This window comes from Sneathiella limimaris (assembly GCF_012932565.1).
GTDB lineage: Bacteria > Pseudomonadota > Alphaproteobacteria > Sneathiellales > Sneathiellaceae > Sneathiella > Sneathiella limimaris.
On the sequence record NZ_JABBYJ010000001.1, the window covers coordinates 348695 to 375670 of the forward strand.

Annotated in this window: 23 protein-coding genes; 5 read left to right on the forward strand and 18 right to left on the reverse strand. The window is 49.8% G+C overall.

The window, feature by feature from the left end:
• Positions 1-121: 121 nt before the first annotated feature.
• The 10 genes from HH301_RS01630 to HH301_RS01675 all read right to left on the reverse strand — a co-directional run bounded on the left by HH301_RS01630 (position 122) and on the right by HH301_RS01675 (position 11827).
• Complete coding sequence (locus HH301_RS01630; RefSeq protein WP_169566334.1) at positions 122-1039, reverse strand: helix-turn-helix transcriptional regulator; 918 nt, start codon at positions 1037-1039, stop codon at positions 122-124.
• Between the two features lie 154 nt (positions 1040-1193).
• On the reverse strand, positions 1194-2390 hold the full coding sequence (gene boxA / locus HH301_RS01635) for a benzoyl-CoA 2,3-epoxidase subunit BoxA (protein WP_169566335.1): 1197 nt from the start codon (positions 2388-2390) through the stop codon (positions 1194-1196).
• Positions 2391-2454: 64 nt separating this feature from the next.
• Complete coding sequence (gene boxB, locus HH301_RS01640) at positions 2455-3906, reverse strand: benzoyl-CoA 2,3-epoxidase subunit BoxB (protein WP_169566336.1); 1452 nt, start codon at positions 3904-3906, stop codon at positions 2455-2457.
• A 64-nt stretch (positions 3907-3970) separates the two neighbouring features.
• A complete protein-coding gene (gene boxC, locus HH301_RS01645; RefSeq protein WP_169566337.1) occupies positions 3971-5632 on the reverse strand; it encodes a 2,3-epoxybenzoyl-CoA dihydrolase in 1662 nt (553 codons plus the stop codon).
• Between the two features lie 108 nt (positions 5633-5740).
• Positions 5741-6193: a DUF309 domain-containing protein gene (locus HH301_RS01650; RefSeq protein WP_169566338.1), complete on the reverse strand. Its 453-nt coding sequence runs from the start codon at positions 6191-6193 to the stop codon at positions 5741-5743.
• A complete protein-coding gene (locus HH301_RS01655) occupies positions 6190-7014 on the reverse strand; it encodes an alpha/beta fold hydrolase (RefSeq protein ID WP_169566339.1) in 825 nt (274 codons plus the stop codon). Before HH301_RS01655 ends, HH301_RS01650 begins: the two co-directional genes overlap by 4 nt.
• A 4-nt stretch (positions 7015-7018) precedes the next feature.
• On the reverse strand, positions 7019-8557 hold the full coding sequence (locus HH301_RS01660; protein WP_169566340.1) for a benzoate-CoA ligase family protein: 1539 nt from the start codon (positions 8555-8557) through the stop codon (positions 7019-7021).
• Positions 8558-8804: 247 nt separating this feature from the next.
• The gene (locus HH301_RS01665; RefSeq protein ID WP_169566341.1) at positions 8805-10121 is read right to left on the reverse strand and encodes a TRAP transporter large permease; all 1317 of its coding nucleotides are present in this window, start codon (positions 10119-10121) and stop codon (positions 8805-8807) included.
• A complete protein-coding gene (locus HH301_RS01670) occupies positions 10118-10702 on the reverse strand; it encodes a TRAP transporter small permease (protein ID WP_169566342.1) in 585 nt (194 codons plus the stop codon). Before HH301_RS01670 ends, HH301_RS01665 begins: the two co-directional genes overlap by 4 nt.
• A 78-nt stretch (positions 10703-10780) precedes the next feature.
• A complete protein-coding gene (locus tag HH301_RS01675; RefSeq protein WP_206378122.1) occupies positions 10781-11827 on the reverse strand; it encodes a TRAP transporter substrate-binding protein in 1047 nt (348 codons plus the stop codon).
• 474 nt (positions 11828-12301) lie between these two features.
• Between HH301_RS01675 and HH301_RS01680 the strand changes: the two genes are divergently transcribed.
• The 4 genes from HH301_RS01680 (at position 12302) to HH301_RS01695 (ending at position 18611) form a co-directional block, all read left to right on the forward strand.
• Positions 12302-13399, forward strand: coding sequence for an efflux RND transporter periplasmic adaptor subunit (locus tag HH301_RS01680; RefSeq protein ID WP_169566343.1), 1098 nt, complete (start codon positions 12302-12304; stop codon positions 13397-13399).
• A gap of 1 nt (position 13400) precedes the next feature.
• Positions 13401-16514: an efflux RND transporter permease subunit gene (locus tag HH301_RS01685; protein ID WP_169566344.1), complete on the forward strand. Its 3114-nt coding sequence runs from the start codon at positions 13401-13403 to the stop codon at positions 16512-16514.
• Positions 16515-16701: 187 nt separating this feature from the next.
• Positions 16702-17934: an SAM-dependent methyltransferase gene (locus HH301_RS01690; protein ID WP_169566345.1), complete on the forward strand. Its 1233-nt coding sequence runs from the start codon at positions 16702-16704 to the stop codon at positions 17932-17934.
• An 89-nt stretch (positions 17935-18023) separates the two neighbouring features.
• Complete coding sequence (locus HH301_RS01695) at positions 18024-18611, forward strand: HD domain-containing protein (RefSeq protein WP_169566346.1); 588 nt, start codon at positions 18024-18026, stop codon at positions 18609-18611.
• A gap of 21 nt (positions 18612-18632) precedes the next feature.
• Here the strand turns inward: HH301_RS01695 and HH301_RS01700 are convergent, their stop codons facing one another.
• The 6 genes from HH301_RS01700 to HH301_RS01725 form a co-directional block, all read right to left on the reverse strand.
• Positions 18633-19064, reverse strand: coding sequence for a copper chaperone PCu(A)C (locus HH301_RS01700; protein WP_169566347.1), 432 nt, complete (start codon positions 19062-19064; stop codon positions 18633-18635).
• 59 nt (positions 19065-19123) lie between these two features.
• Positions 19124-19837: a copper resistance protein B gene (locus HH301_RS01705; RefSeq protein ID WP_169566348.1), complete on the reverse strand. Its 714-nt coding sequence runs from the start codon at positions 19835-19837 to the stop codon at positions 19124-19126.
• Positions 19834-21681, reverse strand: coding sequence for a copper resistance system multicopper oxidase (locus tag HH301_RS01710; RefSeq protein WP_169566349.1), 1848 nt, complete (start codon positions 21679-21681; stop codon positions 19834-19836). The genes HH301_RS01705 and HH301_RS01710 overlap by 4 nt, the downstream gene beginning before the upstream one ends.
• 55 nt (positions 21682-21736) lie before the next feature.
• On the reverse strand, positions 21737-22303 hold the full coding sequence (locus HH301_RS01715) for a cupredoxin domain-containing protein (protein ID WP_169566350.1): 567 nt from the start codon (positions 22301-22303) through the stop codon (positions 21737-21739).
• 128 nt (positions 22304-22431) lie between these two features.
• On the reverse strand, positions 22432-22788 hold the full coding sequence (locus HH301_RS01720; RefSeq protein ID WP_169566351.1) for a hypothetical protein: 357 nt from the start codon (positions 22786-22788) through the stop codon (positions 22432-22434).
• A gap of 137 nt (positions 22789-22925) precedes the next feature.
• Positions 22926-24137: an acetyl-CoA C-acetyltransferase gene (locus HH301_RS01725; RefSeq protein ID WP_169566352.1), complete on the reverse strand. Its 1212-nt coding sequence runs from the start codon at positions 24135-24137 to the stop codon at positions 22926-22928.
• Between the two features lie 343 nt (positions 24138-24480).
• Here HH301_RS01725 and HH301_RS01730 point away from each other — a divergent pair, with 343 nt between their 5' ends.
• Entirely contained in the window at positions 24481-25530 is a 1050-nt protein-coding gene (locus tag HH301_RS01730; protein ID WP_169566353.1) for a lipid A deacylase LpxR family protein, read from the forward strand.
• A gap of 38 nt (positions 25531-25568) precedes the next feature.
• Here the strand turns inward: HH301_RS01730 and HH301_RS01735 are convergent, their stop codons facing one another.
• Together HH301_RS01735 and HH301_RS01740 are read right to left on the reverse strand one after the other, a co-directional pair.
• Positions 25569-26261: a 3-oxoacid CoA-transferase subunit B gene (locus tag HH301_RS01735; RefSeq protein WP_169566354.1), complete on the reverse strand. Its 693-nt coding sequence runs from the start codon at positions 26259-26261 to the stop codon at positions 25569-25571.
• A complete protein-coding gene (locus HH301_RS01740; protein WP_169566355.1) occupies positions 26258-26968 on the reverse strand; it encodes a 3-oxoacid CoA-transferase subunit A in 711 nt (236 codons plus the stop codon). Before HH301_RS01740 ends, HH301_RS01735 begins: the two co-directional genes overlap by 4 nt.
• Positions 26969-26976 lie beyond the last annotated feature (8 nt).

Consider the following 26976-nt stretch of genomic DNA (forward strand, 5'->3'; position numbering starts at 1 on the left):
TTCCCAGTACTAAAAACTATGGCACAGTCAGAATTTATTTCAAGCCTAAAATTTTAAGCTTAAAATAAATTCTGAAAAATAGGCTGGAAATTGAAAGCGGTGCCAAGACTAGCTTAAATCACTAAGCGATGAATTTCTTTTCCTGCAGGAGCGCCAAGAGTTCCTGCAGGGACTGATCCTCAGACTTGCCGCTGGTATCCAGGGTTGCGCCGGCTCGGGCATACATTGCCTCCCGACTATCAAGGAGGGATTTCAAGTGATCCATGGCTTCGGGGTTTCCAGCCATTGGCCGTTCATCCCCTTGCGCGCGGACCCGGTTCATATGCTCTTCCGGGGCTGCCTTCACCCAAACGGTATGAAAGTGATTGAGCAGGATGTTAAAGGTCAGTGGTTCCGAGACAATCCCACCGCCAACAGCCAAAATAACACTGTCATGGGTCGCAACAACACGCTGAAGAGCCTCCGCCTCCAGCTTTCGGTACCCCTCCTGACCGTAAAGGGCCATCACCTCACTCACCGGCATACCGCTTTGTTCCTCAATCCAGCTATTAAGCTCAACAAATGGAACATCGAGAAGTTCCCCGGCCCGTCGGCCAAGAGTACTTTTCCCGGCGCCGCGCAATCCGATCAGGCACACCCGACTTGCCCGGCGTGTTTCATCGGTGACCGGGCTTAAGAGCCGCATCACCGTTTCCTGCGTTTGATGATCAGCTGATTTATAGGCTTCGGCAATTTTCAACACGTCAGAGGTCCAGGGATCTTCCTCACCTACGAACCATTCGATTTTGTGATCCAGGGCAATGGCGACCCGTTGCAACAGGCCAATGGAAATATTACCTGCGCCTGTTTCCAACTGAGCCAGATAGCGCGGTGATACGCCTGACATTTCTGACAGGACGCGACGGGGAATCCCCTTGCTTTCACGCGCTTTGCGAACCCGATCACCCACATTGCTGATCAGTGTGTTGACAGCCTCCTCCATGAGGGAGGCATCTTCCAGAACCTGGGCTTCGCCTTTAAAATTTGTTATTTCCGCCATTCTGTGCGCCCGTAAACCTTGTGCCTTTATTTTTGTATGGCACGCTTATCCCCCCTTAAGGACTTCAGACCAACGCCTATTGTAATATAATGCACAATTGGAAGTCTCTGAAAAAATTCAGTCCCCGTCATTTCATGTGACAGGGACTGAAAACTCAATAGGTTTCAACGTGATAGCGACCTTCTTCACGCATAGCGTCGCGAAGGGAAATCCATTGTTCCCCAATGCTTTCTGCAATATTGGTGAACGCCCGTTCGACCCCTTCTTCCATCCCACGTAAACCGCAGATGTAGATATGGGTGTTCGGATCCTGCAGGAAGCTGGCAACCTCATCCTGCTCGGTGATCAGACGGTCCTGCACATATTCCTTCGGCTTACCCGGCTCCCGGCTATAGACCAAATGCTTGGAGAGCACATCGTCCGGGATTTTCTTCAAGGGACCGAAATAAGGCAGGCTGTCTTCGGTGCGCGCGCCAAAAAAGAGGCTCATACCGCCCTTATGATTTGAAATCGTCCGCTGGCGCCGCATGGTGAAGGCCCGCATGGGGGCAGACCCCGTCCCGGTGCAGATCATCAGAAGCCGGGCATCCGGATCATCTGGCAACAGGAAGGTTGAGCCAAAGGGACCTGTGACCGTAACCTCGTCTCCTTGCGAAAGATCGCAAACATAGTTTGAACAAACGCCATTTTCTTCGCGTTTGACAGTCAGGGACACGTTGTTGAAGTTTGGCCGCTCCCCATCCCGAGGGCTGGAGACAGAATATAGACGCGGCAAATGGGGGTTCCCATCCTTGTCCGTACCCGGAGGGATAATCCCGATCGTTTGTCCCTCCAACACAGGGAAAGAGAGATTTTCAAAGTTCAGGATCAGATGCCGCACGTCAGAAGAGCTGTCCGCGCCTGTCAGGCGATAGTTCCCCTGCACAACCGCTTTGGCAGGTTTGCCCAGGGTATACATATTGATGGTTGGCTTCGGTGCGCTTTTCGGCGCCTTGGCTTTACCGCCCGCGCCTTTGTGAGCGTCGGCAAGCAGGGCCGCAATGGCATCATCGATTGCTTCCACCCCATCAGAAGATCCATCCTCGCTTGGGCCGAAATCTTCCTGCTCTGGTAGTTCCATCCAGCTATATTGATCTTCTAGCGAGTAGCGCTCCTTCACCACGCGCCATTCATCGATGGAGCCGGTTGGGCAGACCGGAATACAATCCATGCAGAAATCGCAAGTTTCCGGGTTGACCACCACATTGTTATCGTCATGTTCAATTGCCCCGATCGGACAGGTCATCTCGCAGGTGTAACAGCGAATGCAGATTTCCGGGTCAATCAGGTGCTGCTTTAAAGGCTGGGTCATTGCACAGGTCTTTCTCTAACGCTGGGGAAGATGGGGGCAGCGATCACCGCCCCCGTCTCATAGATCAGGCGTCGTGCAGCTTAACATACTCGAAGTCGCCAGGCTTGCTATCAATGCCAACTTTTGGTGGAGCGATCCAGCTTGCATACTGGCCAGGCTCAGTGCAGGGCTTCATCAGAGACTGAATAAACTCTGAGTCGGCTTTGTTAGGCAACCAATTGTCGACATTCTTCTGGTAATCGGCATCAGACAGCATATTTCCATCTGGATCAAAGTTCAGACCAGCGAATACGCCGATTTTCCGGTTGAAGGCTTCGTGTGGCAGGGTGAAGGCAAAGTCGATACCGGCTTTTTCTATCACCTTGTTCCAGCGACCAACGCCACCAGCAGCATCCTTCACATAATCATCACGAAGGCGCATGTTAATAGCAGTAAGGGCCGGCACAGCATGGCGGGTCAGTTTGCCATCGACCATGTCCCAAACATCATAGGTGTCATTGGTCAGCTGATGGTCATCGTCAATCCGAGGTTCCATGTACCGGCCTTTGATGCCGGCGTTAAATGCGTTCGCCGCATTGGTAGAAACTTCCTGACCGAAAAGGTCCAGAGACAGAGTGTAGTGCAGGTTCAGTTTTTTCTGCAGGGTTGGCAGGTCAATGACGCCAAGATCCCGGATTTTGTTAATCTCGAAAGGATCAGAAATGCCATTTTCTTTCATCACCTGACAGGTCCGCTCTACTGTCCGGGAAACACCTGTTTCCCCAACAAACATATGATGCGCTTCTTCTGTCAGCATGAAGCGGCAAGTCCGAGACAGGGGATCAAAACCAGATTGCGCCAGGGATTCCAGCTGCATCTTGCCATCACGGTCCGTGAAGTAGGTAAACATGAAGAAAGACAGCCAATCAGGTGTTTCCTCATTGAAGGCACCCAGCATTCGAGGGGCTTCGCTACTTCCGGAACACCGGCGCAGAAGATCATCTGCTTCCTCACGGCCGTCTTTACCGAAATATTTGTGCAGCAGATAAACCATTGCCCAAAGATGACGGCCTTCTTCCACGTTCACCTGAAAGAGGTTCCGAAGATCATAAAGGGACGGCGCAGTAAGGCCGAGATAACGCTGCTGCTCAACGGAGCCAGGCTCGGTATCACCTTGAATAACAATCAGGCGTTTGAGCATGTTGCGGTATTCACCGGGGACTTCCTGCCAGGCTGGCTCCCCTTTGTGCTGACCGAAAGGAATGGTCCGGCCTTCAACCTGCGGGGCGAGCAAAACACCCCAGCGATAGTCTGGCATGTTGACATAGCCAAATTTCGCCCAGCCTTTTGGATCCACACTGACGGCGGTCCGCAAATACACATCGGATTTCTGGAACCGTTCCGGGATCAGGCTACTCCACCAGTTGATATAACCTGGGTGCCATTTTTCCAGCGCCTTCAGAACTTTTCTGTCAGAGCTTAGTCCAACATTGTTGGGGATCTGCGTGTCATAACTGACATTCATTTGGTCGATCATCGGTTTCTCCTGTTGTTCTAGCCCATCCCGAATTCCAGATCAGGGGTGGTGATTATCCTTATGCTTACACACGTTCCATGTTGTAATTGCCGCGAACACCGGTTCCGTAGCGCTGCAATGCACCCTCGGAGCCGACAGCGTTTGGCCGGTTGAAAATCCAGTTCTGCCAGGCTGTCAGGCGACCAAAGATCCGGGTTTCCATTGTCTCAGGCCCAGCAAAGCGCAGGTTGGCTTCCATACCAGTCATGGCATCTGGGGAGAATGATGCCCGCTCTTCCATGAAGATGCGGATTTCATCTTCCCAATCGATATCATCTAGGATCATGGTCACCAGACCCAACTCATCGGCCTCTTCAGCTTCCAGTGCCTCGCCTTTATGCTCTTCTGCCTTTTTGAGCGCATCCGCATCCCCGAGGAAACGGGTTTGCAAACGGGTCAGATCATTGCCCATCGGGAATGGACCAAAGTTGGCATCGGTCAGGGTGACAGTTGCAATTGGCCGGTTATCGCCTTCGAACTCATCTTCCATCATGTAGCTGCGATCCACAGCGAACAGAAGCTCTGCCAAAACGCCGGTAAAGCAGGAGCCATGCTCGACAAGTGCGATCAGAGAGCGAGAGGTCACATCGACCCGCTTCAAGACGCGTTTCCAGTATTTCAGGGTTTCATTGGCCAGCCAGTGATCGGCATTGTTCAACAGCAACGCTTCGTGAGCGGCAAACTTTTCAGGATCACCCTGTGTGCGGAATGCCAGAAGTCCCACTTCCATCTCATTAAGACGTAAATGCAGGATCGCATCATCCAGTTCGCGCGCCAGTTTCAGCATATAGGCCTGATCACCTTTTGCTGTGAAGGCGGCCATATCTGCAGGCGCGTCTTCTTCTGGACCATGCAGGGTAATGGTTGCCTTGCGCCCAGCGCGATCGACCTGAACTTCCACCAATGAATAGGTGACAGAGCCATCGTCTGCAATTTTCCGATCCAGCGGTCCCAGCTTGATGCCTTCTTTCACATCTGCTTTTTTGGAATTGGCTGCAAATTCCTTAGCCCGTTCTTTCACGGCATCATCGAATTTGGAATTGGCAACGACCTCATCCACAAGGTGCCAGTCGAGGGCTTTTTTCCCCTTCACACCTTCTTCGGTGGAACAGAAAATATCTGCCCGATCCCGACGGACTTTCCGTTTGTCTGTGACGCGGGTTAATCCGCCGGTGCCAGGAAGAACAGCAAGCAGGGGAACCTCAGGCAAGGCAACAGAGGATGTGCTGTCATCGGTTAGCATAATATAGTTGCAGGCCAGCGCGAGCTCATACCCGCCGCCAGCGCAAGCGCCTTTAACGGCTGCAATATATTTCTGGCCGCTATCTTCTTCAGCTGCCTCGAATGTGTTCCGGGTCTCGTTCGTGAATTTACAAAAATTGACCTTATGGCTATGGGCAGCCCCGCCCAGCATGCGAATGTTCGCACCGGCGCAGAACACATTCTCCTTACCGGACTGCATGACAACAACTTTCACTTCCGGATGTTCAAAACGCATGCGCTGAACAACATCGGCAAGCTCAATGTCCACACCCAGGTCATAGGAGTTGAGCTTCAACTCATAACCATCAAACAGACCACCCTTCTCATCCACATCCATGTAGAGATTGGCAACATCCCCATCATATTCCACTTTCCAGTGGCGGTATTTGGACGGATCGGTTTGAAAGTCGATCATTTTAGTCATCAGGTTTCTCCCTTACGAGCATCCTCGATATTTGCAATATATTGCCAAAAACTAATTTCGTAAAGACATATATCGCATAATTTTGCAATTAATCAATAAGAAAATGCACTATAATGCATTTTCTCCTACCTTTAACTCCAATTCCCGCAGAAATCCTAGTAATCTGTCACTTTCTTCAGCAGACAAAAGGCCTGCACCGCGCTGTTCTGCCTCTGTCCAGGCGTCTGAGGCCAGCTTGAGAATCTTGAGCACAGCCGCCGGGCGACCCATTTTCAGCTTCAGACCAGCGTTGGCTAATTGAATCAACGCCTGCACCTGTTTCTTTTCCGCTGAGTTGGGTGCGCACTGACCCCAAACCATTTCAAGAAGCTCATGGGCTTCCCAGTAATACCCATCCTCCAACCACTGCAGACCTGCCCGAAAAGAGTTGGTTGCAGCAAGATCAGAGCTTCTATTCTCAGGTTCCAGATCGCTCCGATAGGGCGAAAAAACCGCTTCAGCATGGCGTGCATTTCCACCTGGAACATGAGCATGAGGAGGATGAGGGAACCGGCCCGTCATTTCGCCATCTGCAAAGGAGTAGTCGCGAGCCCCAAAGTAGAAACAAACTTCCTGATCCCAGCAAGTGTTTCATCCGGTTTTTCCAGATGAGGTGCGTGACCGCACTCCTCCAACTTAAGAAGAGTTACTGGAGTTTGGACCCGGTCCTTAACCTCGGCCAGCTGAGCCATGGTGCCATATTGATCGGCATACCCTTGAACGGCCAGCACAGGAACCTTTACTTCATTTAAGTAGCTCGCAATATTCCAGTCTTTGAAATCCGGATGTAACCAGCTGTCGTTCCATCCGCGAAAAGCAATTTCCGGATGGGCATGATATTTTCCAAGCTTATCTTTCAGGTTCGTTGTCTCAAAAGCGGACTTTGCCTCTGCAATCGCAACCAAACCTTCCGGTTCAGTGAAAAAATGCGGTGCTAAAAGGATAACGCCCTTAATCCGTGGATCCTCAAACACACCAGCATAGATGGCTGAAATACTGGCACCATCTGAATGACCAAGCAGCACCACATCCTGCCCGGCCAAGACATCAAGGACCCCTGGGACCACATCCATGGCTTCGCGCGTCATATAATCCAGTGGCCGCGGAAGGGTCACGGGATCGGACTTTCCATAGCCTGCCCGAGAATAAGAGATCACACCCCATCCAGTCGCATCGGAGAGCTTCTCCTCAAACCCGCGCCATAGGGCCGTTGAGCCAAGACCTTCATGCAACAACAGGAAGATCGGCCCATCAGCAGGAGAGGGCCCAACCGCACGGTATTCCAGGCGGACACCGTCCACACTAAAAAATGAACCATTTTCGGCTGGCCAACTCAGAGACATTTGCTTATGCACCTTCCCGAAGCTTGAATCGCTGGATTTTTCCGGTTGCGGTTTTTGGCAAGTCATCAACAATCTCGATCCAACGAGGATATTTCCACTTCCCAATTTTTTCTTTCACCACCTCTTTGAGCTCATCTGCCAGATTTGGGGATCCTTCCCCTTTGAGCACAACATAGGCTTTCGGCTTTTCCAGACCTTCCGGATCCTGCCAAGGAACAACAGCGGCTTCCAAAACAGCCGGATGCTCAATCAAGGCCTGCTCCACCTCAAATGGGGAAACCCAGATACCGGACACTTTGAACATGTCGTCTGTGCGCCCACAATAGATATAGCGCCCGTCCGCCGTTTTTTCATATTTATCACCGGTTCGCGTCCAGAAGCCCTGAAAAGTGGACTGGGATTTCTCGCGCTTGTTCCAGTAACCTTCTGCGGAGGATGGCCCAGAGACTAGTAATTCCCCGACATCACCAACACCGACCTCTTCATCATTCTCATCAACCAGGCGGACTTCATAACCGGGAACAGCCCGACCGGACGTTCCATAGGCAATGTCACCCGGACTGTTGGAGAGGAAAATATGCAGCATTTCAGTGGAGCCAACACCATCGACAATGTCTACACCCCATTGGGATTTCCATTTCTCCCCAATTTCTCTCGGAAGGGCTTCACCAGCAGAGACACACATGCGAAGGGCGTCGTGATTAGCTGAGCCATTTGCCTCTGTCAGGGCGACCATGGCTGCATAAAGCGTTGGGACACCGCAAAAGATGCTAGGGTTTTCCGCGTTAAAGATATCAAAAACACCTTGCGGAGTTGGCCGACCGGCAAAAATCACTGTCGTTGCGCCAACAGCCATCGGAAAGGACATGGCATTGCCAAGCCCATAGGCAAAGAACATCTTGGCCGCTGAATAAACGACATCATCTTCCTGAATACCGATGACCTGTTTACCAAATGTATCAACCGTTGCCTTCAGGCTGGAATGAACGTGACGAACACCTTTTGGCTGACCGGTTGATCCAGAAGAATAAAGCCAGAAAGCCATTTCATCTGCAGAGGTTTCGGCAACTTGGGCTGGTTCAGCGCCTTTGATAAAGTCCTCATAAGAAACGGTACCCTCCGGAGCGTTTCCTATGACAATCACATCTCTGAGGGAGGGTATATTCTTGATGATCGGCTCAGCCACTTCCCAAAGCGCTTCGGAAACCACAAGAACTGAAGCACGGGCGTCTTTCAAGATCACCTCATAAACCGACGACGAAAGAAGCGTATTCAGCGGGACCGGAACAGCGCCTTCTTTCATAGCGCCCCAGAAAATGACCGGAAATTCAACCTGATCAAGAACGATCATGGCAACCCGCTCTTCCCGCCGAACTCCAGCGCGCTTCAACGCACCAGCAAACCGGCTGCTCTGATCGGCAAGTTGACCATATGTGAGGCTGCGCTTGGCACCATCCGCTTCACGAAAAGCGACCTTGTCCGCCCGACCTTCCTCCAGATGCCTGTCCACAAAATAGAGGGCCGCGTTTTGGGATTGTGACATACTTCCTCCTCCTTGAGCTCATCACACACAGCCGAGAAAGGTCAGTCTTCATTTTTATCTTTGACCACTCGGACCTGGGAGAAGGGGGAACACATCACCTTAGGCTTCATTAGCCTTATCCAACTCCTCCCCGTATATGCTTTATAATGCATATCACAGAACAAACACAACTGAATAACGCTAATTTATGCAATTTTTTGCAACATTCGCTTTGAATTCGATCTGCCCCAAGGGGCCTCTGCCAGCCTTACGCTGGCAGAAGGAATAGGGTAATGGCAGGGAAAGCCACTAATATAATCACCCGGATCAGATCGGATGCCACGAAATAACCAACTGCCTTGTAGGTTTCGACCAGCGGCGTTGTTTTCTCCATGGTATTGATAATAAAAAGATTCATCCCAACCGGCGGGGTAATCAGACCGACCTCCACCACGATCAGAACCAGAATACCAAACCAAATCGCCAGATGTTCCGGGCTCATTCCAAAATCCAGAACACTGATCACCGGGAAGAAAATCGGGATGGTCAGAAGGATCATGGAAAGGCTGTCCATCAAACACCCAAATACCAGATAGAAGATTAGAATCAGGCCGAGGATGACCCAAGGGCTGAAACCCTGACTAATCACATAATTGCTCAGCTCCTGAGGGACCTGGGTCAGGGCAAGGAACCCATTATAAAAGGCGGCCCCGAGAATGATGAAAAACACCATGGCAGTGGACTTAGCCGTCACGAGGAAGCTTTCCTTGAGGGTTACCCAGTTCAGTCCGCCATTCAGGTAGGCAATTAAACCGGTTCCAAAAGCACCAACCGCTGCGCCTTCTGTTGGGGTAAACCAGCCCAAATAGATGCCGCCAACCACAAGACCGAACACGACCAAAACCGGCCAAACATCTCTCAACGCACGAAAACGATCAGTATAAGGGACCGGAGGGCGGGTCCCAGCAGAGCCGGGATTTCGGCGCACGTAAATGGAAATTGCAATCACATAGCCAAGCGCGGCCAACAGACCAGGAATGAACGCAGCCAGGAACAGCTTGGCGATATTCTGTTCTGTCAAAATCGCATAAATCACCAAGACAACTGACGGCGGGATCAAGATCCCCAAGGTTCCACCAGCTGCCAAGGTTGCAGTCGAAAAGCCACCGGCATATCCGTATTGTTTCAGCTCTGGCAGAGCCACACGGCCCATTGTTGCAGCGGTTGCAAGGGAGCTTCCGCAGATCGCGCCAAAACCGGCACAGGCGCCAATGGCTGCCATGGCAACGCCGCCTTTACGATGACCGACAAATCCCTCAGCCGCCTTAAAGAGCGCCGAACTCATCCCGCCCAGAGTGGCAAAATGGCCCATCAACAGGAACATGGGAACGATCGTCAGGGAATAAGAGGAAAATGTTGTATAGGTTTCATTCTTTAGGCGGGCAAAAGCCACTGTGGTGCCATCGGTTACGAAATAGAGGCCGACGAGACCGACAACAAACATGGCGAGCCCGATCGGAACCCTGAGAAAAATTAGCAGCATCAGCGCCGGAAAGGACGCAATCCCTATCTCAAGACCACTCATAACTCTGACTCCACAGGATCGATCAAGACTTCCCGGTTGGTAATAAATTCAATAAGACGGATGTAGGCCACGTATACGCCAACGACGGCCGAGCTGACCGCCCCTATGAAACTGGCGAGATATGCCCACCAGATGGGGAATTGCAGCAAAAATGTTGTCTCCCCATATCTTTGCTTGGAGAGCAAGCCATCAAAAAGCCGCCAGGCAATGAGAACAAGAACTGCTGCAAACAGGAATTCAATGAGCACCTGCAGGAACCGGTTAGCCCGCTCGGGAAGCTGATTTGTAAACAGATCCACCACAGCATGACCAGCCGTTAGCTGACAAATGGGAATAAAGGCAAAAATGGCGAACGCGACCCCTGCCTCCACCAATTCGAAATCCCCGTTGATAGGACCAATACCAACTTCAATCAGCCAGTTGGAAAATCCGGGGGCAATAGATTGCATAAAATCACTATGCAAGCCGCCGTTCATCAAGCGCCCCAAAATGGACAGGCAAGTCAAAACAACCAGAAAAGACAGAACCAGTCCGCCCAGATAAGCCATAAAGCGGGCAAAGGCCATCATGAAATTTTTCATGAACTCAACGTCCCGTGTACTTCAGTCAATGTAAAAGGCCGCGGTCCATAGAGCCGCGGCCAGTTAATATTAGTAAGGTTATTTGGAGTATTTCTCAATCAGCATTTTTGCTTCTTCGAGAAGGGCCTTACCGTCTTTTCCTTTGCTGTCCATATCAGCAACCCACTTGTCGTAAACCGGTTGAGCCAGTTTGCGCCATTCTTCAGTTGCTGCAGCATCCAAAGTGATGATGTTGTTGCCAAGATCGACAGCTTTCTTGCGGGCTGGACCGTCAGCGTCGGCCTGTGTACCACCAGCAAAGACTGAGAATTCTTCACCAGAGTTATCATCGATCACCTTCTTCAGATCATCAGGCAGGCTTTCATACTTGTCTTTGTTCATAGCCAGAACAAAAGTCAGTGTGTATAGCGCCGCACCAGAGAACTCAGTGTGGTTTTTCACAAGCTCAGGAACTTTCAGTGCAGCAGTAACTTCCCAAGGGATCGTTGTTCCATCGATCACGCCTTTGGACAGCCCTTCTGGAACAGCTGGAACCGGCATACCCACAGGAGTTGCTCCCAGTTCAGTCAGCAGGAAGTTTACAGAACGGGAACCACCACGGATTTTCATACCCTGAAGATCAGCTGGGGAATTCACCGGATCTTTCGTATGGATTACACCCGGACCATGAACCCAAGTACCCAGAATGTGTACATCCTTGAATTCATCATCTTTCATGTGCTTTTCAAACATCTGCCAGTAAGCACGGCTCACAGCGCGAGCATTTGTCATCATAAAAGGAAGTTCGAAGACTTCAGTTGTTGGGAAACGACCTGGAGTGTAACCCACAACTGTCCAGACGATATCAGCAACACCGTCAATCGCTTGATCCATCAGCTCAGGTGGCTTACCGCCAAGTTGCATAGATGGGAAATGACGAACTTTGATCCGACCGTTGGAGTCTTCTTCAACTTTTTTCGCCCATACATCCAAAATCAGCTTCGGAACGTTAGCCTGCGCTGGCAAGAATTGATGCATTTTCAGCGTAACATCTGCAGCCATTGCAGAGCCAGCCAACACACCAGCTGTCAAAACAGATGCGATCGTTCCACCGACAACACCCATAAGTGTTCTACGTTTGATCATTGATACCTCCCACTGATCATTTTTTGCATTATTATGCTCATTATTGCCATATACTGCACAATAATGCCAGCCCTATTTCGCTTTTCCTGTAATTGAGAAATGCGCAATTAATCGTTGACTGCAGAGTTTACATAAATTGACAGGACTGTCCGCAAAGAAGTGCAAAAATTCGGAATATAGCGACGGAAATCCAAAAATCAGGCGTATATGTCCAACCTATAGAAAAGAGAATTGGTTATATTTATTTGTGTAGAAATGTCTTTCCTGAGAATCTTACCTTTAAATCATCATGGTAAACCAACCGGAAAAGGCGTATATTCAGGAGCTTAAGAACAGGGACACTGAACTAGCCAAATAACAAGTCTGATCACCTTCCTTCCCTTCAGAGGAATGGAGAGGGTTTTGAGTGGAAAACCAAAACACGAGTTCCTAACGTATAATTATGTAACCTAGCCAATATTGGAAAAGGGCAAGATGAAAGCTTCAGGCTCAAAAAAATTGGTAATCCTTCTGGTCCTGTTAATCGCAGGCGGTGCATTTGTTATTGGTGCAAATGAAGGCTGGATCCCAAGTTTCTCCAAAACCCAAGCCAAGCTTGAACAAGCCAGTCCGAAGAAAATGGACTTCCGTGTCCCTGTCATAACAGCCAAGGCAGAAAGCAAAGCAGATAATATCGTTATTCAAGCTATTGGAACGGCTCGTGCTGCGAAATCCGTAATTCTGTTCACTGAAGCAGATGGCGAAGTAACCAGCCTTAACGTTAAGGCAGGCCAACAGGTCAAAAAAGGCGATGTAATCCTACAGCTGGATAACCGCAATGCCCGGTTGGATGTGGAACTAGCCCGAACCCACGTAAATGACGCCAAAATCGAGTTGGAGCGGATGCGCGCCTTGAAAAAAGCAAATATTCGCGCAGGATCCAACCTTGAAAACGCTCAGATAGCCTACAGACGTGCTGAGTTGGAACTCTCACAGGCAGAAGTCGCACTCAATGACCGCGTCTTAAAATCTCCTTTTGATGGCATAGTCGGTATTCCTTTTATTGAGGTTGGAGATCGGGTCACAACGACAACTCAAATAGTCACTTTGGATGATCGTAGTCAGCTGCAGGTGGAGTTTGAAATCGCAGAGCGATATTTTCCACGTCTTTATGATCAGATGCCAATCTTTGGACAAACTCCCAGTTTCCCAGATAAGCTTATTTCTGGTCAGATTACAGAAATCGACAGCCGTATTGACCCCGTCGCCAGAACAGTCCGAATTCGCGCAACCTTTGATAATCCTGATGACCTTCTGCGTCCTGGAATGTCCCTGGGTGTTATCCTGCATCTGGAAGGCCCCAGTATGTCTGCTGTCCCCGAAATTTCTGTTCAGTGGCGAGATGGCAAAAGCTACGTCTGGCGGATCAATGAGGGAAAAGCAGAACGCGTAGACGTTCAAACCCGTCGCCGCCTCAACCAGACAGTTCTTGTAGAAGGCCCCTTAAAACCAGGTGATCAAATCGTCGTCGAAGGCGTTCAGCGCTTGCGCCCTGGCGTAGCTGTCCAGCAGGTCGAAAACCCGGAAAGCTGATATGAGCGAACCCTCCTCAAACCCACTTTCAAATGGTTTGCCCGGCATCAGTGTCCGCCGGCCATACCTTGCTGTTGTCATGAACCTGCTCATCATGATTGCGGGCTTTGGCGCTCTTCTCGGGATTGAGGTTCGGGAACTCCCCAACATTGATCGCCCGATTGTTTCCGTCTATGCGGATTACCCAGGCGCCTCTCCTGAAACGGTAGATGCCGAGGCAACCAGTACGCTGGAAGCAGCTATTTCCAGGGTCAACGGGATCAAGGAGGTCAGATCATCCAGCGAGGAAAACAATCTTCGGATCCGGGCCATTTTCAACCCAACAATAGATTTGGCGGTTGCGGCCAACGATGTCCGCGAAGCTGTCAGCCGTGCTGAACGTGAGTTACCGGATGAAGTTGAGAATATACGGGTTATCAAGGCAGATGCAGATGCCAGCTCAATCATTAATTTAGCCGTCTGGAGCGATCGGCTCTCCATAGATGAACTGACCCGGGTTGTCGAAAATCAAATTGTCCCGGAACTAACCGCCGTCGAAGGCGTTGCAACGGTTAATCTTTTTGGAGATCAGGAACAGGTTCTGCGAGTTCGAATTGACCCTTTACGCCTGGCGAGCTTTGGCCTTTCTGTTGCCGATGTGGCGAACACAGTCCGCAATGCCCGCTTTGACGTTCCCGCGGGAAGTTTTTCCTCAAACGATCAGGAGGTTCTGGTTCGGGCGAATGCATCTGTGACCAAGCCGGAGCTGATTGAAGAACTCTATATCAAGAAGCCCATCCGTATCGGCGATGTTGCCAGCGTCTATTATTCCCCCGCAGAAGCACAGAGCTGGGTTCGTCTTAACAATCGGAGGATTGTCAGCCTCGGCATTGTCCGCCAGGCATCTTCCAACACAATTGAGATATCCAACGGCGTCTCAGAGGCTGTGTCCAGGATGGAAAAGTCCCTCAAGGGTGTGACCATTGAGACCATTTCAGATGAAAGCCTGTTTATCGAAAGTGCTATTGAGGAACTTCTGGTAACGCTTGGATACACGATCCTGATCGTGGTCGCCGTGATCATCCTCTTTACCATGCAGGTGAGGTCATCTTTCATCCCAACCCTAGCGGTCCCGGTAGCATTGGTTGGATCACTCGCCGCAATATGGGCGCTTGGCTTTTCCATCAATCTGATAACCCTACTTGCTATGGTTTTGGCAACTGGCGCAGTTGTTGATGACGCCATTGTTGTCCTTGAAAATATTCAAAGGCTGCGCGCAAAAGGCATTAAATCCAGTGCCGCAGCCGTTCTTGGAACCCGTCAGGTCTTTTTCGCCGTTATTGCAACAACAGCGACCCTGATCTCCGTTTTTGTGCCAATTTCCTTTCTGCCTTCTGAAGCGGGCCGCCTGTTTCGAGAGTTCGGCTTTGTCCTGGCCATTACAGTTGCCATATCCTCTTTCGTTGCCTTGACGTTGGTGCCTATGCTTGTCTCCAAGCTGCCTGATCGCAGTTCTGCCGAAAAAGGACCGTTGGGCCGATTTTATGACAACATTGGAAAGAGCCTTCTTGGATTTTATAAGTTCTTACTAGACCGTAGCATGCACCATCCTATTTTCTCGCTGATCATCTGTTTGGCGATTATCGCAACCGGTTACCAGACGTATCAGATGCTGAAAGAAGAACTTGTACCGGAAGAAGACCGGGGACGGGTTACTGTCTTCCTGACGGGTCCGGATGGGATGGGGCTGACGTACACTGATCGGCAAGTGGCGTTTACAGAAAATCTGTTCCGCCCCTATCTTGAGGATGGTGTGGTAACGCGGCTTTACAGCATTACAGGCCGATGGGATTTGAATAGAGGTATCGTTGAGGCCCCGCTTGTCGATTGGTCTGAACGAGATATCAGCGAGGGAGAGATAGCAAAGGATCTCAATAAAAAGCTGCGAGAACTTCCGGGAGCGAGAGCCTTTGTCCTTCGTCGCAACAGCCTCAATCTTCGAAATGCCAATGGCGGGCTTCAATTCGCACTTCTCGGTGCCAGCTATCCAACCATCTTTGATGAGGCAAACGGGTTTGTCCGGGATATTGAGGAAAACCTGCCCTGGATTACCAATATGCGCGTTGAGTTTCGAGCAACTCAACCTGAGCTAACCATAGAGATCAACCGTGTCAGGGCCGCTGATTTAGGGGTAAACCTCGATGATCTTGCGACCATGATCCAAGTTCTAATCGATGAGAAAAAGATCGCTGAGTTGATCCTAAATGACCAATCGGTCCCCATAATTCTACAAGCCAGCAATGGAACCATCCGCCAACCATCCGATATTTCCAACCTCTATGTAACGGCGAGCGACGGGCGGCTTGTTCCGCTCACCCAACTGGTTACATTTCATGAAAGCTCTGTCGCGGCAGAGCTGGATCGACACGCCCAGCGCCGGGCCATTGAAATTTCTGCTGATATCAGCTCTGAGTATACCTTGCGCGATGCTGTCGATGCTGTAAGAGAGCTGGCCTTTCAAAAACTCTCTCCCGAAGTGAGTTTAATTTATCTCGGAGAAGCCAAGGCGCTTGAGGAAACCTCCCATGATATTTACCTGACGTTTGCTATTGCGCTCGTAGTTGTGTTCCTCGTTCTGGTCGCACAATTTGAGAGCATTACAAGTGCGATGGTTGTCCTGCTAACGGTGCCGCTCGGTCTTTGCGCTGCTGTCTTTGCTCTTTATCTTTCGGGCACGTCACTCAATATCTACTCACAAATCGGTGTCCTCATGCTGATCGGCATCATGGCCAAAAATGCTATTCTGATGGTTGAGTTTGCTGACCAACTAAGGGAACAAGGCTATTCTCCATTTGAAGCCGCGCGCGAAGCGTCACTTGTACGGCTAAGGCCCATCATGATGACTATGGTCTCCACAGTTACGGCTGGCTTGCCCCTTATTTTAGGCTCCGGCGCCGGTGTCGAAGCCCGAAATGCAATCGGCTGGGTTATCTTCGGGGGCCTAGGGGTCGCCGGGGTTATTACTTTATTTGTGGCACCTGTTCTTTATTCCAAGCTGGCGGGCTTCTCAAAACCGCGCTCCCATGCACACGACCTGTTAACGGAAGAGCTTAAAGAAGCAGGTAAGATCCACTGATTCTTTTATTTTAGAGTTACTGAAAACACGAAAAATACGTCAAATGACGTAGTTTTAAGTCCAAATATTCACATTTTTGACCCTAAAACCGTTAAATGGTATCTTATAAGATAAGCAAAATATTTTCTGACTTCGCCTCTTTCAATTAGAATTATTCTAATTGGGGGACTATTGATCGGAGAAGGCTATGTTGCTCAGGGGGCTACTTCGCAAATTTATTCAAGTCGGGACATTGACGGTTGTCTGGCCCGATGGGACTTCTACAACCTACAGTCAGGGACTGGCGGGACCAACCGCAACCATGCGCCTGCATGATAAAAACATCGCTTCGCGTCTATTTCTGTCACCGGAACTTGCGCTTGGCGAAGGTTATATGGAAGGCCGTATCACAGTTGAGGAAGGGGATATCTATGATCTTCTCGACTTATTGGGGCGCAACTATAAGCTAACCGGGGCCGGCCTTGGAACAGTGCTCCATACCTTTTTGGAGGGTATTGACCTCTTATTTCGGGGGATTCACCAATATAATCCGCTGGATCGCTCCAAATCCAATGTGGCCCATCACTATGACCTCTCTGGTGATCTGTATGAACTCTTTCTGGATGAAGACAGGCAATATTCCTGCGCCTATTTTCCCACCGGCTCAGAAGACTTGGACACAGCCCAGAAGGAAAAGAAACGTCATATCGTCCGCAAGCTCTTGGTTGAAGGCGGACAGTCCGTACTGGATATCGGATCCGGCTGGGGCGGTATGGGGGAGTTCCTTGCCAAATCCTGCAATGCCAAGGTTTATGGCGTGACCCTCTCAGAAGAGCAGCTTTCCTACAGTCAAAACCGAGTGGAAAAGGCTGGACTTTCCCGCGACGTCAGCTTTCACCTTCAGGATTATCGTGAGATCCGAGGAAGCTTCGATCGGATTGTCTCCGTTGGGATGTTTGAACATGTCGGGGTCCGTCACTACCGAGAATATTTTGGCAAAATTCATGAGTTGCTGACCGAAGACGGCATTGCCCTTCTCCACACCATCGGCCGGGTTGGCCCGCCCTCAACCACATCCAAATGGATCCGGAAGTATATTTTCCCCGGTGGGTATTCCCCGTCTTTGTCGGAGATTACGACAGCCATCGAAAAATCTGGTTTGGTCACAACTGACGTTGAAGTTCTGCGCCTGCACTATGCGAAAACCCTGCGGCACTGGCGAAAAAGGTTCCTCGCAAACCGAGAGAAAGCTGTTGCACTTTATGATGAGCAATTTGCCCTGATGTGGGATTATTATCTCGCCGCCAGCGAAATTGCATTTCACTATATGGATCACGTTGTTTTCCAGATCCAGATTACCAAGGACCAGGCTGCGGCACCGCTGACCCGCGATTACCTTTATAAAAAGGAAAATCCGCACCAGACTGCCATAGCCAGCTAGCAAAGCGCCAATTCACTGGACGAAGACGGCTCCTTGGTGCAGACTTCTGAAAACAGAAAATAAAAATCTGAGCTATAGGGAGAATAAAAATGACAAACTCCACCCAAGAACCGCGCGCTGGCTTTAAAGCCATGACGGAAGCCACCCCAGAAGATTACGAAATTATTGGGGACCATTTCCGGCATTATTCAAAGGGCCTAGCCGATCGGCTAATGGATCACCTGAAACTTCTGGATGGTGACTTTGGCGGTTTCCCGATCGACAGATTGGAACATTCATTACAGTCGGCAACCCGTGCCTACCGCGATGGCCGTAGTGAAGAATACATTGTCATGGCACTCCTGCACGACATAGGAGATACCCTCGGCACCTTCAATCATGCGGATATCGCAGCCAGCATACTGCAACCTTTCCTGGATGAAGAGTTGCACTGGATTGTGAAAAATCACGGCATCTTCCAAGGCTATTATTTCTTCCATCATATCGGATTGGATCGGAATTTGCGGGACCAGTTCAAAGATCATCCTTACTTTGATGCCTGCGCAGAATTCTGCGAAAAATATGACCAGAATGCCTTTGACCCAGATTATGAATCTGAGAGCCTGGAGTTCTTTGAACCCATGCTCCGCCGGGTTGTTGCGTCCCCGAAACGATCCATTTACAAAGCAGCTTCCTAACGGGTAACCGCTCAGGACTCCTCACCGGGTCTGCCGCACATGAGCCGAGAAGGGAATTTCACCTCTAACTGTCTGTAGGTAGAGGGTCTCTTCCCGGCTTTCTTCAGGTCGCTGTGACAAGTCCACAAGCTTCAAATGACCAGTTGAAAAGTCGAGTGTTAGTCCCGGCTCTATTGTTAGCGACCCCAGATAGCTGTAGACGCCTTCCTCCAATTTAACCTGAAATTCAGTGATAGAAAGACCTGCACCCCTCACCCCAACAAGGGTAAGGTTTTCAGCACCTTTGTTGGTGATGGATAATTTAATCTGATTTCGCTGAGAGACTGCATCATATTCAATAACAGCATCATCGATCTGAACAGTCTGAAAAACAGCATCCAGATTATCGGCAAACGCCACTTTCAACGGCAAGAGCAGCAAAATCAGTAAAGACCAACATATATTTTGCTTCATGAGAAATTCCTTTTGGTATGTGAGGCGGCTTTACCGCCTCACTCAGATTTCAAGAGACGTTAAAAAAGAAACCGACTGCCGATGACAAACTGCCAGTTGGATGTCCGCTCACCCTCCTCTTTAGCCCAATTGGCTGTTTGACCGAATTTTCGCTCATAAACCACACCAACATAAGGAGAAATTGCTCGATCAATCAGATCATAGCTCAATCGCAAACCCGCCTCTGCCTTGTTAAAACCGGAACCAACACCAATTTCTTGATCACTCGAAAAGGCACCGGAAAGTTCCAGTGACGGTGTTAGGATGAGGTAGTTGGTCAGCAGTAATTCATACTCCATATCCAAAACGGCAGAAGCTTTACCTTTTTCACTAACCAGAAAATCCAGATCCATTTCGATCCACTGAGGTGCAAGCCCAGTCAGTCCAACAACACCATACCAACGATCAGGGCCTTTGGGACTATCCAGCTGAACACCCCCTTTTAAATCCCAAAAATCAGAGATGGGAGTTTGCAAGGCCAGCTGATTAGAAAAGCTCTCCAAGACACTTTCCTCCAGCTCATATTCACCGGAAGATTTCCATCGGAGTTTAAGCTCATCTGTTCCAAAGAAACTATCTGTATCCCAGACTGCAAGACGGCTATCCCCCTCACCAATCCGGTATTCAAACTCCTCTATCTGCAGACCGAAATAATAACCTTCTTCAGCTTGGGCAAAGGAGGTTAAAGCTAATGTTCCTGAAAAGGCGACAAACAGGTTACGCAAAAAACTCATGATCGGCCTCCTAAAATTTTCTCGTTTGATGTCGCGGTTTTAGGGCCTCCTTCAACAACGATTTTTCGGAACATTCCACTGTCTGCGTGATAGGATAAATGACAGTGAAACGCCCACTCGCCAGGAGCGTCCACTTCAGTCTCTGAATAAACAGTCGTTCCGGGCGCAACGCTAATGGTGTGCTTAACCGGATTCCATTTACCCGACCCGGTATCCAGAATACTCCACATACCGTGCAAATGCATGGGATGGGTCATCATGGTTTCATTGACAAATTTGAAGCGAACCCGCTCCCCATATTTGAGAACTATTGGGTCTGCGTCCTCATATTTCACACCGTTGATGGACCAGATATATCGCTCCATATTTCCAGTCAGGCGCAGTTCAATTTCCCGATCTGCCGGGCGATGCTCATAGAGCGGTCTTTGGGCTTTCAGGTCCTTATAGGAGAGAAACTTCCCGCCATTGGCAGCCCTCGGCATCAAGCCACTTCCAGACGCATAAAAAGGGTCATCTTTAGCACCCATTTTCATATCACCATGGTTCATGCTCCCATGTTGCATATTGCCATGATCCATTTTGGGCATTGCCATCTGATCGTGGTTCATATTGTCATGCTGCATTCCCTTATGGGTCATGCCATTCTTCTGATGCCCCATAGATCCGTGATCCATTTTTTGAGAATCCGCCATCCCCTGATGATCTGCATGATTTTTGGACTGCTGCGTGTTCATATTCATCGCGCCGTGGTTCATGGTTCCATGATCCATGCCTTCATGCGCCATGCCCATATCTGCCATGGTCAACAAGGGCCGCTCCCCAAGTTCAGGGACTTCTGCCTCCATACCATCACGCGGGGCAAGCGTTGCCCTGCCATAGGCTGAGCGCCCCATGCTGGCAGCAAAGATTGTATAGGCCTTATCTTCCTTGGGCTGGACAATAACATCATAGGTTTCAGCGACCCCGATCCGAAATTCATCCACTGGAACCGGTTGAACACCGTTGCCATCCGCACCCACGACCGTCATCTTGAGACCGGGAATTCGGATATCAAAATAAGTCATTGCCGAGCTATTGATAAAGCGAAGGCGAACTCTTTCTCCAGGCTTGAAGAGGCCCGTCCAGTTTTGCGCCTGATCCTTGCCATTAATCAGAGGAACAAACCCTTGTAAATCTTCAACATCGGCTGGCATCATCCGCATGCTTCCCCAAGCCATTCGATCCTGAACTGTTTCCTTGAAACCATTTTTCTCAGCATCGCTGAAGAAATCAAAAAGGGTCTGCTGTTGCCGATTGTAATAGTCGGGCATCATCTTCAGATTCCGCATAATCCGACTTCCGGAATGAGGATGACTGTCGGTTAGTTGCACGACGTAGTCACGATCAAAGTGGAAGGTTTCCCGTTTTTTCGGTTCAATAACGATGGCCCCGTAGGCCCCGTCCGGTTCCTGAAATCCGGAATGGCTGTGAAACCAGTATGTACCGCTTTGAACAATTGGAAATTGATAGGTAAATGTCTCACCGGGTTTGATTCCCGGATAACTTATCTTTGGAACGCCATCCATTTGATACGGCAAAATCAACCCATGCCAATGAATTGAAGTGTCCACATCCAGATTATTGGTCACATTGATGGTGACATTTTCCCCTTCCTTGAATTTTAGAACCGGTCCGGGGGACGCCCCATTATATCCGATACCGGTCTTGGTAAATTCAGAGGTTTTGATCGTCACCTCGTCGACAGTAATGTCATAGGTTCTGGCGCTTGCACTCTGGGTGGTTGCAACAAGACCACTAATCCCCAACAGAGCCGCCAACGCCGGGATACGAAGAAAGTTCTTCATAAAAATATCCTTTCTTTGGAAAGGGCGCAGCTTTTGACGAGCTGCGCCGCAAAGCTTAGTTAAACTGGAAATTTCCGACCATGCCGGACTGATAGTGGCCGGGCAGGTTGCAGGCAAACTCAAGGGCTGCATCACTGGAGAAATTCCAGATAATTTCTGCCTCTTTTCCCGGCTCCAACAAGACACTGTTAGGATCATCATGAGACATCATATGACCGCCTCCCATATCCATTTTCATCTTGTCGTGATTGATCCGATCCGGTTCAATCGCCCCATGCTCCATCATCATTGCCATCTCTTCCTGATGAGCGCTGTGCATGATGGCTGTTCCAATATTGAACTCGTGAACAAAATCGCCTTTGTTTCGAATAACAAACCGCACTGTCTCTCCTTTTTTTAAAGAGAGAGCCTCTGGTTCAAAAAAATTGTCACCCAAGGTAATCTCGATAGTTCTGCTAACATTAGCCGCCTCACCAGGCTCCCCAATCGCCATCGCTTTTTTGCCATGATGATCGTCTCCACCGTGACTACCGGCAGCCAAAGCAAGACTTTGACCAAATCCGGCGAGTGCAAACAAAGCAACGGAAGGTACTGCTGCGAGTAGGTTTTTTCTTATTTTCATCACTTGATCCTCAAATGGGCGCGCAGCCTGCAATTCTGTTTTCCGGCAGGCAGAAAAACGCGCAAAAATTGTTCTAATTTGAATTGAGAAAAGCTGAATCGCCCCAGATAATGGGTATTCAGCAAAGATCAAGCAAGGCTATTGGGGGGGCGCTCATCCGGTGACTGATCAATAGACACCGGCTGTTCGGTAAACTCATTGAACCGAGAGACATGGATACGAACCGGCGTTCCCATAGCGGGCGGCTTGGCAAGAGAAATTGCACAGCTGGCAATTCCGCATTCGGTTACGTGATCCGCAAATTTTCGATCAGAACTGGCATCATCGTCAGTCTGCATTTGAGTCATATGAATATGGGAAGAAGAGGAACTTTCGTGCATCTCGTCCTGCCACATCATGCTCGTGACATTCAACGCAAACGCCAACGCCAATACAACCGTAAGGCACCGAAAAACACTCAACCTGTTTTTATTGTTTGCTCGCAAAACGAAGATGTCCCTTCACTCAAATTCTCAGAAAACATAAGTACAAGCTTATACTTGTTCAAGAGATATCTCGTGAGCTGTCGAAAATTTGAAGAGACAGCCAATCCGAAAATGAACTGGCTGCTCAGCTGAAATTGTTAGCCGCGTTTGAAAACCGCAGCAAGGCCCTGACCACCACCGATACACATGGTCTCCAACCCGTAAGTCGCGTCCCGGCGACCCATTTCCCGAAGAAGGGTTGCCATAATACGGCCACCAGTAGCCCCAACCGGATGACCAAGGGAAATACCGGAGCCGTTCACATTCATCCGCTCAAAATCAGATTTGGTCAGGCCCCAATCCCGGGTACAGGCCAGCACCTGAGCCGCGAAAGCTTCATTGAGCTCAATAAGGTCAATATCTTTTAAGGACAGGTTCGCCCGCTCCAGCGCCTTGGCCGTTGCAGGGACAGGACCAATCCCCATGATTTCGGGTCCAACACCGGCTACCGCCCAACTCACCAAAGAGCCGAAAATCTTCCAGCCCTGCTTTTCTGCAATCGCCCGTGTGGTGACCACTGCTGCAGAGGCGCCATCATTCTGACCACTCGCATTGCCGGCTGTCACGGTTGAGTCTGGATCCGCTTTTTGTAAGATTGGCCGCAGTTTGGAAAGGCTTTCCAGATTAGCTTCCGGACGAGGATGCTCATCTTTTGTGTAAGTGGTATCGCCCTTGCGACCCTTTACAGTAACCGGAATTATTTCCTCATCGAAGGTTCCGTTTTCCTGCGCAGCTACTGCGCGGCGATGGGATTCAACAGCGAACTCATCCTGTTCATCACGAGGAACCGAATGACTGCGCCGTAAATTTTCTGCGGTCTCCAGCATTCCGCCCGGAACTGGAAAGTTAATCCCACCCGCTGTAACGCGGCCTCGCGCCAACGCATCATGAAATTGCATAGACGTTCCCTTAACGCCCCATCGGCCAGCCGTGGAATAAAAAGGCGCATTTGACATGCTTTCGTTTCCGCCTGCGATAACGACTGACGCACCACCAGTCGCCACTTGCATCACTGCATTGACAACCGCTTGCAGGCCGGAGCCACACCGGCGATCAATCTGGTAACCGCCTGTTGTGATAGGGAAGCCCGCATCCAGCGCTGCCACACGGCCAACAGCCGGGGCATCCATGCTCGGATAGCATTGAGCGAAAATCACATCATCGGTCATTTCTTTCAGGCCCTCACAGCGATCTGCCAGGCCTTCCAAAACGATGCGCCCAAGTTCATGGGCCTGTAAATCTTTAAACTGACCACCAAAACGGCCAACGGGGGTACGAACGGGTTCGCAAATGACGACGTCTTCCAGCATTCTTCTTGTCCTTTTTGTTCAGTGCATTGACGTGATGGCTTAGGTATTGGCGACAGCAAAACCCTACCATTTCCCAAGGGAAATAGCACTGTTAGGCTTATTTGTCCAAGCCTTATGAAGGCTTCAGTTTGACGAAAAGACGCGTTTCAATCTTGATTGATGAGCCGCAATGAAAGAGACTGGCGGGAAACAAAACAGATCTTAGCAAAAAATAATCTTGTGGGAAAAACGCAAGACGCCTCCTTATTCTGCCCAAAAAGCATCACAGATCACTCGTGTTTTGACCATAATTCCGATAATACTCTTATCAAAGTCATTCAACCTGAACCCTTGGATAAATCATATGAAACCCGCCGTTGGCCTGAGTATAATTTGCTGTTTGCTGGCATCCACCAGCCTTGCCGATGAAAAACCCCTTCAAGGCAGCCCAACAGCTAAAGATAGCCCCGCCAAGGACGAGCCCATCATTTTTAACCTTGTTATTGAAAACGACTCAATTGGTGGGCGCGGTACGGACAAAAATTATACGAGCGGGGTCCGGATCGGAGCACTACACCCTGATTTCGAAATTCCTGAATTCATCAAAGACCTGAACGATACTTTTTTACCAAGTAAGATTGAGGGCGACATCGCTGTTTCTTATTCCATTGGGAATAACCTCTACACGCCTGAGGACATCACCCAGGTGGCTCAAGATCCAGACGACCGCCCTTGGGCCGGACATACATACGTCTCCCTCGGGGTCACTCATAATAAGAAAAATAGCAATTATATGGATGAGCTGGAAGTCTCCTTTGGGGTTGTCGGACCCTATTCACTCGGAGAACAATTCCAGAAATTTGTCCATACTCATGTTACGCCTGACAGCCCAACGCCAAAAGGATGGCGTAATCAGCTTAAAACAGAACCGACCTTGTCTGTCGCTTGGCAGCGCCGTCATTTTCTATTCGAAAGTTCTGATTTTATGGGACTGACTGTGGGTGCCTCACCCTATTACGGTGCCACCTTAGGAAATGCCCACACCCATGGTACCGCAGGGATGAACTTCTTCATTGGCCCCTCAGATAATGGGCTTCAAGATACACCGCTGCGTGTAAAGCCTGGTATTGCCGGAACAGGGTATTTTGAAAAACCAGACAATGGGCTCAACTGGTATTTGTTTGCCGGCGTAGAGGGGCGTGCTGTTGCCCGAAATATTTTCCTGGACGGCAATACATTTGCCGACTCCCACTCTGTAGATAAGAAGAACCTGGTTGCTGACGCCAATGCCGGTATCGCGTTTACTATTGGAAACACACGGATCAGCTATACCCTCGTTTACCGAACTGAAGAGTTTCAGGGACAAAGCGAGCCATCTGTCTTTGGTGCGCTATCGGTTGGCGTCAGATTTTAGGTCATGTTGCTTTAGGCAAACGCCCACAACCGGTTCAATTACAGAGAGTCTGGCACGTCCATTTTTTTAAGATTTTCTGGAACAAGAAGATTTGCATCTGTTTTCGCTTTAACTTCTTCCAGAGTGATACCGGGTGCAATTTCCGAGATCCTGAAACCCTTTTCAGTTACATCAAAGACTCCAAAATCTGTAAAAATGCGCTTCACCACACCAACAGCGGTCAGCGGATATGTGCAAGCCTTCATAAGTTTTGGCTGACCATCGCGTGTCACATGATCCGTAATGATAAACACATTTGGAACACCTGCCACTAGATCCATAGCACCACCTACCGCGGGAATTGCCCCCGGTGCGCCTGTCGACCAATTGGCCAGATTACCATCTTCAGAGACCTGCATGGCACCAAGGATACAATAGTCCAAATGCCCACCGCGGATCATGGCAAAGCTATCCGCATGGTGAAAGAAGGAAGCACCGGGCAGCAGAGAAACAGGCTTCTTACCAGCATTGATCAGATCCGGATCTTCATCTTCTGCGGCTGGGCGCGGTCCAAAACCCAAAATCCCGTTTTCCGTATGATAGATAATTTGCCGATCCCCTGGGACAAAGTCCGCAACCATTTCGGGAATCCCGATACCGAGATTCACGACAGAGCCATCAACCAAATCCTGGGCAGCACGCCACGCCATTTGTGGCCGGCTAAGGCCAAGTTTTTCCTGTGTATCGGTCATGGGTAGGTTACTCCTTCCGCGATCAGGTAGGATTCCATGGCAGGGTTTGGAACCTCCACCACTTGGTCCACAAAAATACCGGGGGTTACCACAATTTCAGGATCGATATCGCCTGCTTTGACAATCTCACACGCCTGAACCAGTGTTGTCTTGGCCGCCATGGCCATGATCGGACCAAAATTCCGTGCGGCTTTGTTATAAGTCAGGTTCCCAAGTGGATCGGCTTTTTCCGCCCGAATTAACGCGAAATCTGCGGTCAAGCCATATTCCAGAACATACTCTCGGCCTTTAATTTCACGAACTTCTTTACCTTCCGCAAGCGGCGTTCCGACGCTGGTTGGCGTATAAAAAGCGGGAATGCCGGCACCACCGGCACGGATCCGCTCAGCCAAAGTTCCCTGTGGCACCAGTTCCAGTTCAATCTTACCGGCACGATAAAGTTCCGGAAAAACCTTTGAATGAGAGGAACGTGGATAGCTGCAGATCATTTTCTTCACTTGTCCAGCACCAATCAGCGCGGCCAACCCGACCTCACCATTTCCGGTATTGTTATTGATTACAGTCAGATCAGACGCACCATGATCAATGAGTGCATGGATCAGTTCAATTGGACTTCCTGCTTCCCCAAAGCCACCGATCATAACCGTAGCCCCGTCTGGGATTTGCGAAATAACCGACGATACCGACGGCTTCACCTTGTTAATCATTCTTGCAA

Excerpts from the sequence above, each read along its gene's own strand:
- HH301_RS01680 (WP_169566343.1), top strand. The coding sequence starts at position 12,302 with ATGAAAGCTTCAGGCTCAAAAAAATTGGTAATCCTTCTGGTCCTGTTA.
- HH301_RS01725 (WP_169566352.1), bottom strand. The coding sequence starts at position 24,137 with ATGCTGGAAGACGTCGTCATTTGCGAACCCGTTCGTACCCCCGTTGGC.
- boxB (WP_169566336.1), bottom strand. The coding sequence starts at position 3,906 with ATGATCGACCAAATGAATGTCAGTTATGACACGCAGATCCCCAACAAT.
- HH301_RS01700 (WP_169566347.1), bottom strand. The coding sequence starts at position 19,064 with ATGAAGCAAAATATATGTTGGTCTTTACTGATTTTGCTGCTCTTGCCG.
- HH301_RS01735 (WP_169566354.1), bottom strand. The coding sequence starts at position 26,261 with ATGACCGATACACAGGAAAAACTTGGCCTTAGCCGGCCACAAATGGCG.
- HH301_RS01740 (WP_169566355.1), bottom strand. The coding sequence starts at position 26,968 with ATGATTAACAAGGTGAAGCCGTCGGTATCGTCGGTTATTTCGCAAATC.
- HH301_RS01710 (WP_169566349.1), bottom strand. The coding sequence starts at position 21,681 with ATGAAGAACTTTCTTCGTATCCCGGCGTTGGCGGCTCTGTTGGGGATT.
- HH301_RS01705 (WP_169566348.1), bottom strand. The coding sequence starts at position 19,837 with ATGAGTTTTTTGCGTAACCTGTTTGTCGCCTTTTCAGGAACATTAGCT.
- HH301_RS01730 (WP_169566353.1), top strand. The coding sequence starts at position 24,481 with ATGAAACCCGCCGTTGGCCTGAGTATAATTTGCTGTTTGCTGGCATCC.
- HH301_RS01695 (WP_169566346.1), top strand. The coding sequence starts at position 18,024 with ATGACAAACTCCACCCAAGAACCGCGCGCTGGCTTTAAAGCCATGACG.
- HH301_RS01690 (WP_169566345.1), top strand. The coding sequence starts at position 16,702 with ATGTTGCTCAGGGGGCTACTTCGCAAATTTATTCAAGTCGGGACATTG.
- HH301_RS01685 (WP_169566344.1), top strand. The coding sequence starts at position 13,401 with ATGAGCGAACCCTCCTCAAACCCACTTTCAAATGGTTTGCCCGGCATC.
- HH301_RS01715 (WP_169566350.1), bottom strand. The coding sequence starts at position 22,303 with ATGAAAATAAGAAAAAACCTACTCGCAGCAGTACCTTCCGTTGCTTTG.
- HH301_RS01675 (WP_206378122.1), bottom strand. The coding sequence starts at position 11,827 with ATGATCAAACGTAGAACACTTATGGGTGTTGTCGGTGGAACGATCGCA.
- boxA (WP_169566335.1), bottom strand. The coding sequence starts at position 2,390 with ATGACCCAGCCTTTAAAGCAGCACCTGATTGACCCGGAAATCTGCATT.
- HH301_RS01650 (WP_169566338.1), bottom strand. The coding sequence starts at position 6,193 with ATGACGGGCCGGTTCCCTCATCCTCCTCATGCTCATGTTCCAGGTGGA.
- HH301_RS01630 (WP_169566334.1), bottom strand. The coding sequence starts at position 1,039 with ATGGCGGAAATAACAAATTTTAAAGGCGAAGCCCAGGTTCTGGAAGAT.
- boxC (WP_169566337.1), bottom strand. The coding sequence starts at position 5,632 with ATGACTAAAATGATCGACTTTCAAACCGATCCGTCCAAATACCGCCAC.
- HH301_RS01665 (WP_169566341.1), bottom strand. The coding sequence starts at position 10,121 with ATGAGTGGTCTTGAGATAGGGATTGCGTCCTTTCCGGCGCTGATGCTG.
- HH301_RS01655 (WP_169566339.1), bottom strand. The coding sequence starts at position 7,014 with ATGTCTCTGAGTTGGCCAGCCGAAAATGGTTCATTTTTTAGTGTGGAC.
- HH301_RS01670 (WP_169566342.1), bottom strand. The coding sequence starts at position 10,702 with ATGAAAAATTTCATGATGGCCTTTGCCCGCTTTATGGCTTATCTGGGC.
- HH301_RS01660 (WP_169566340.1), bottom strand. The coding sequence starts at position 8,557 with ATGTCACAATCCCAAAACGCGGCCCTCTATTTTGTGGACAGGCATCTG.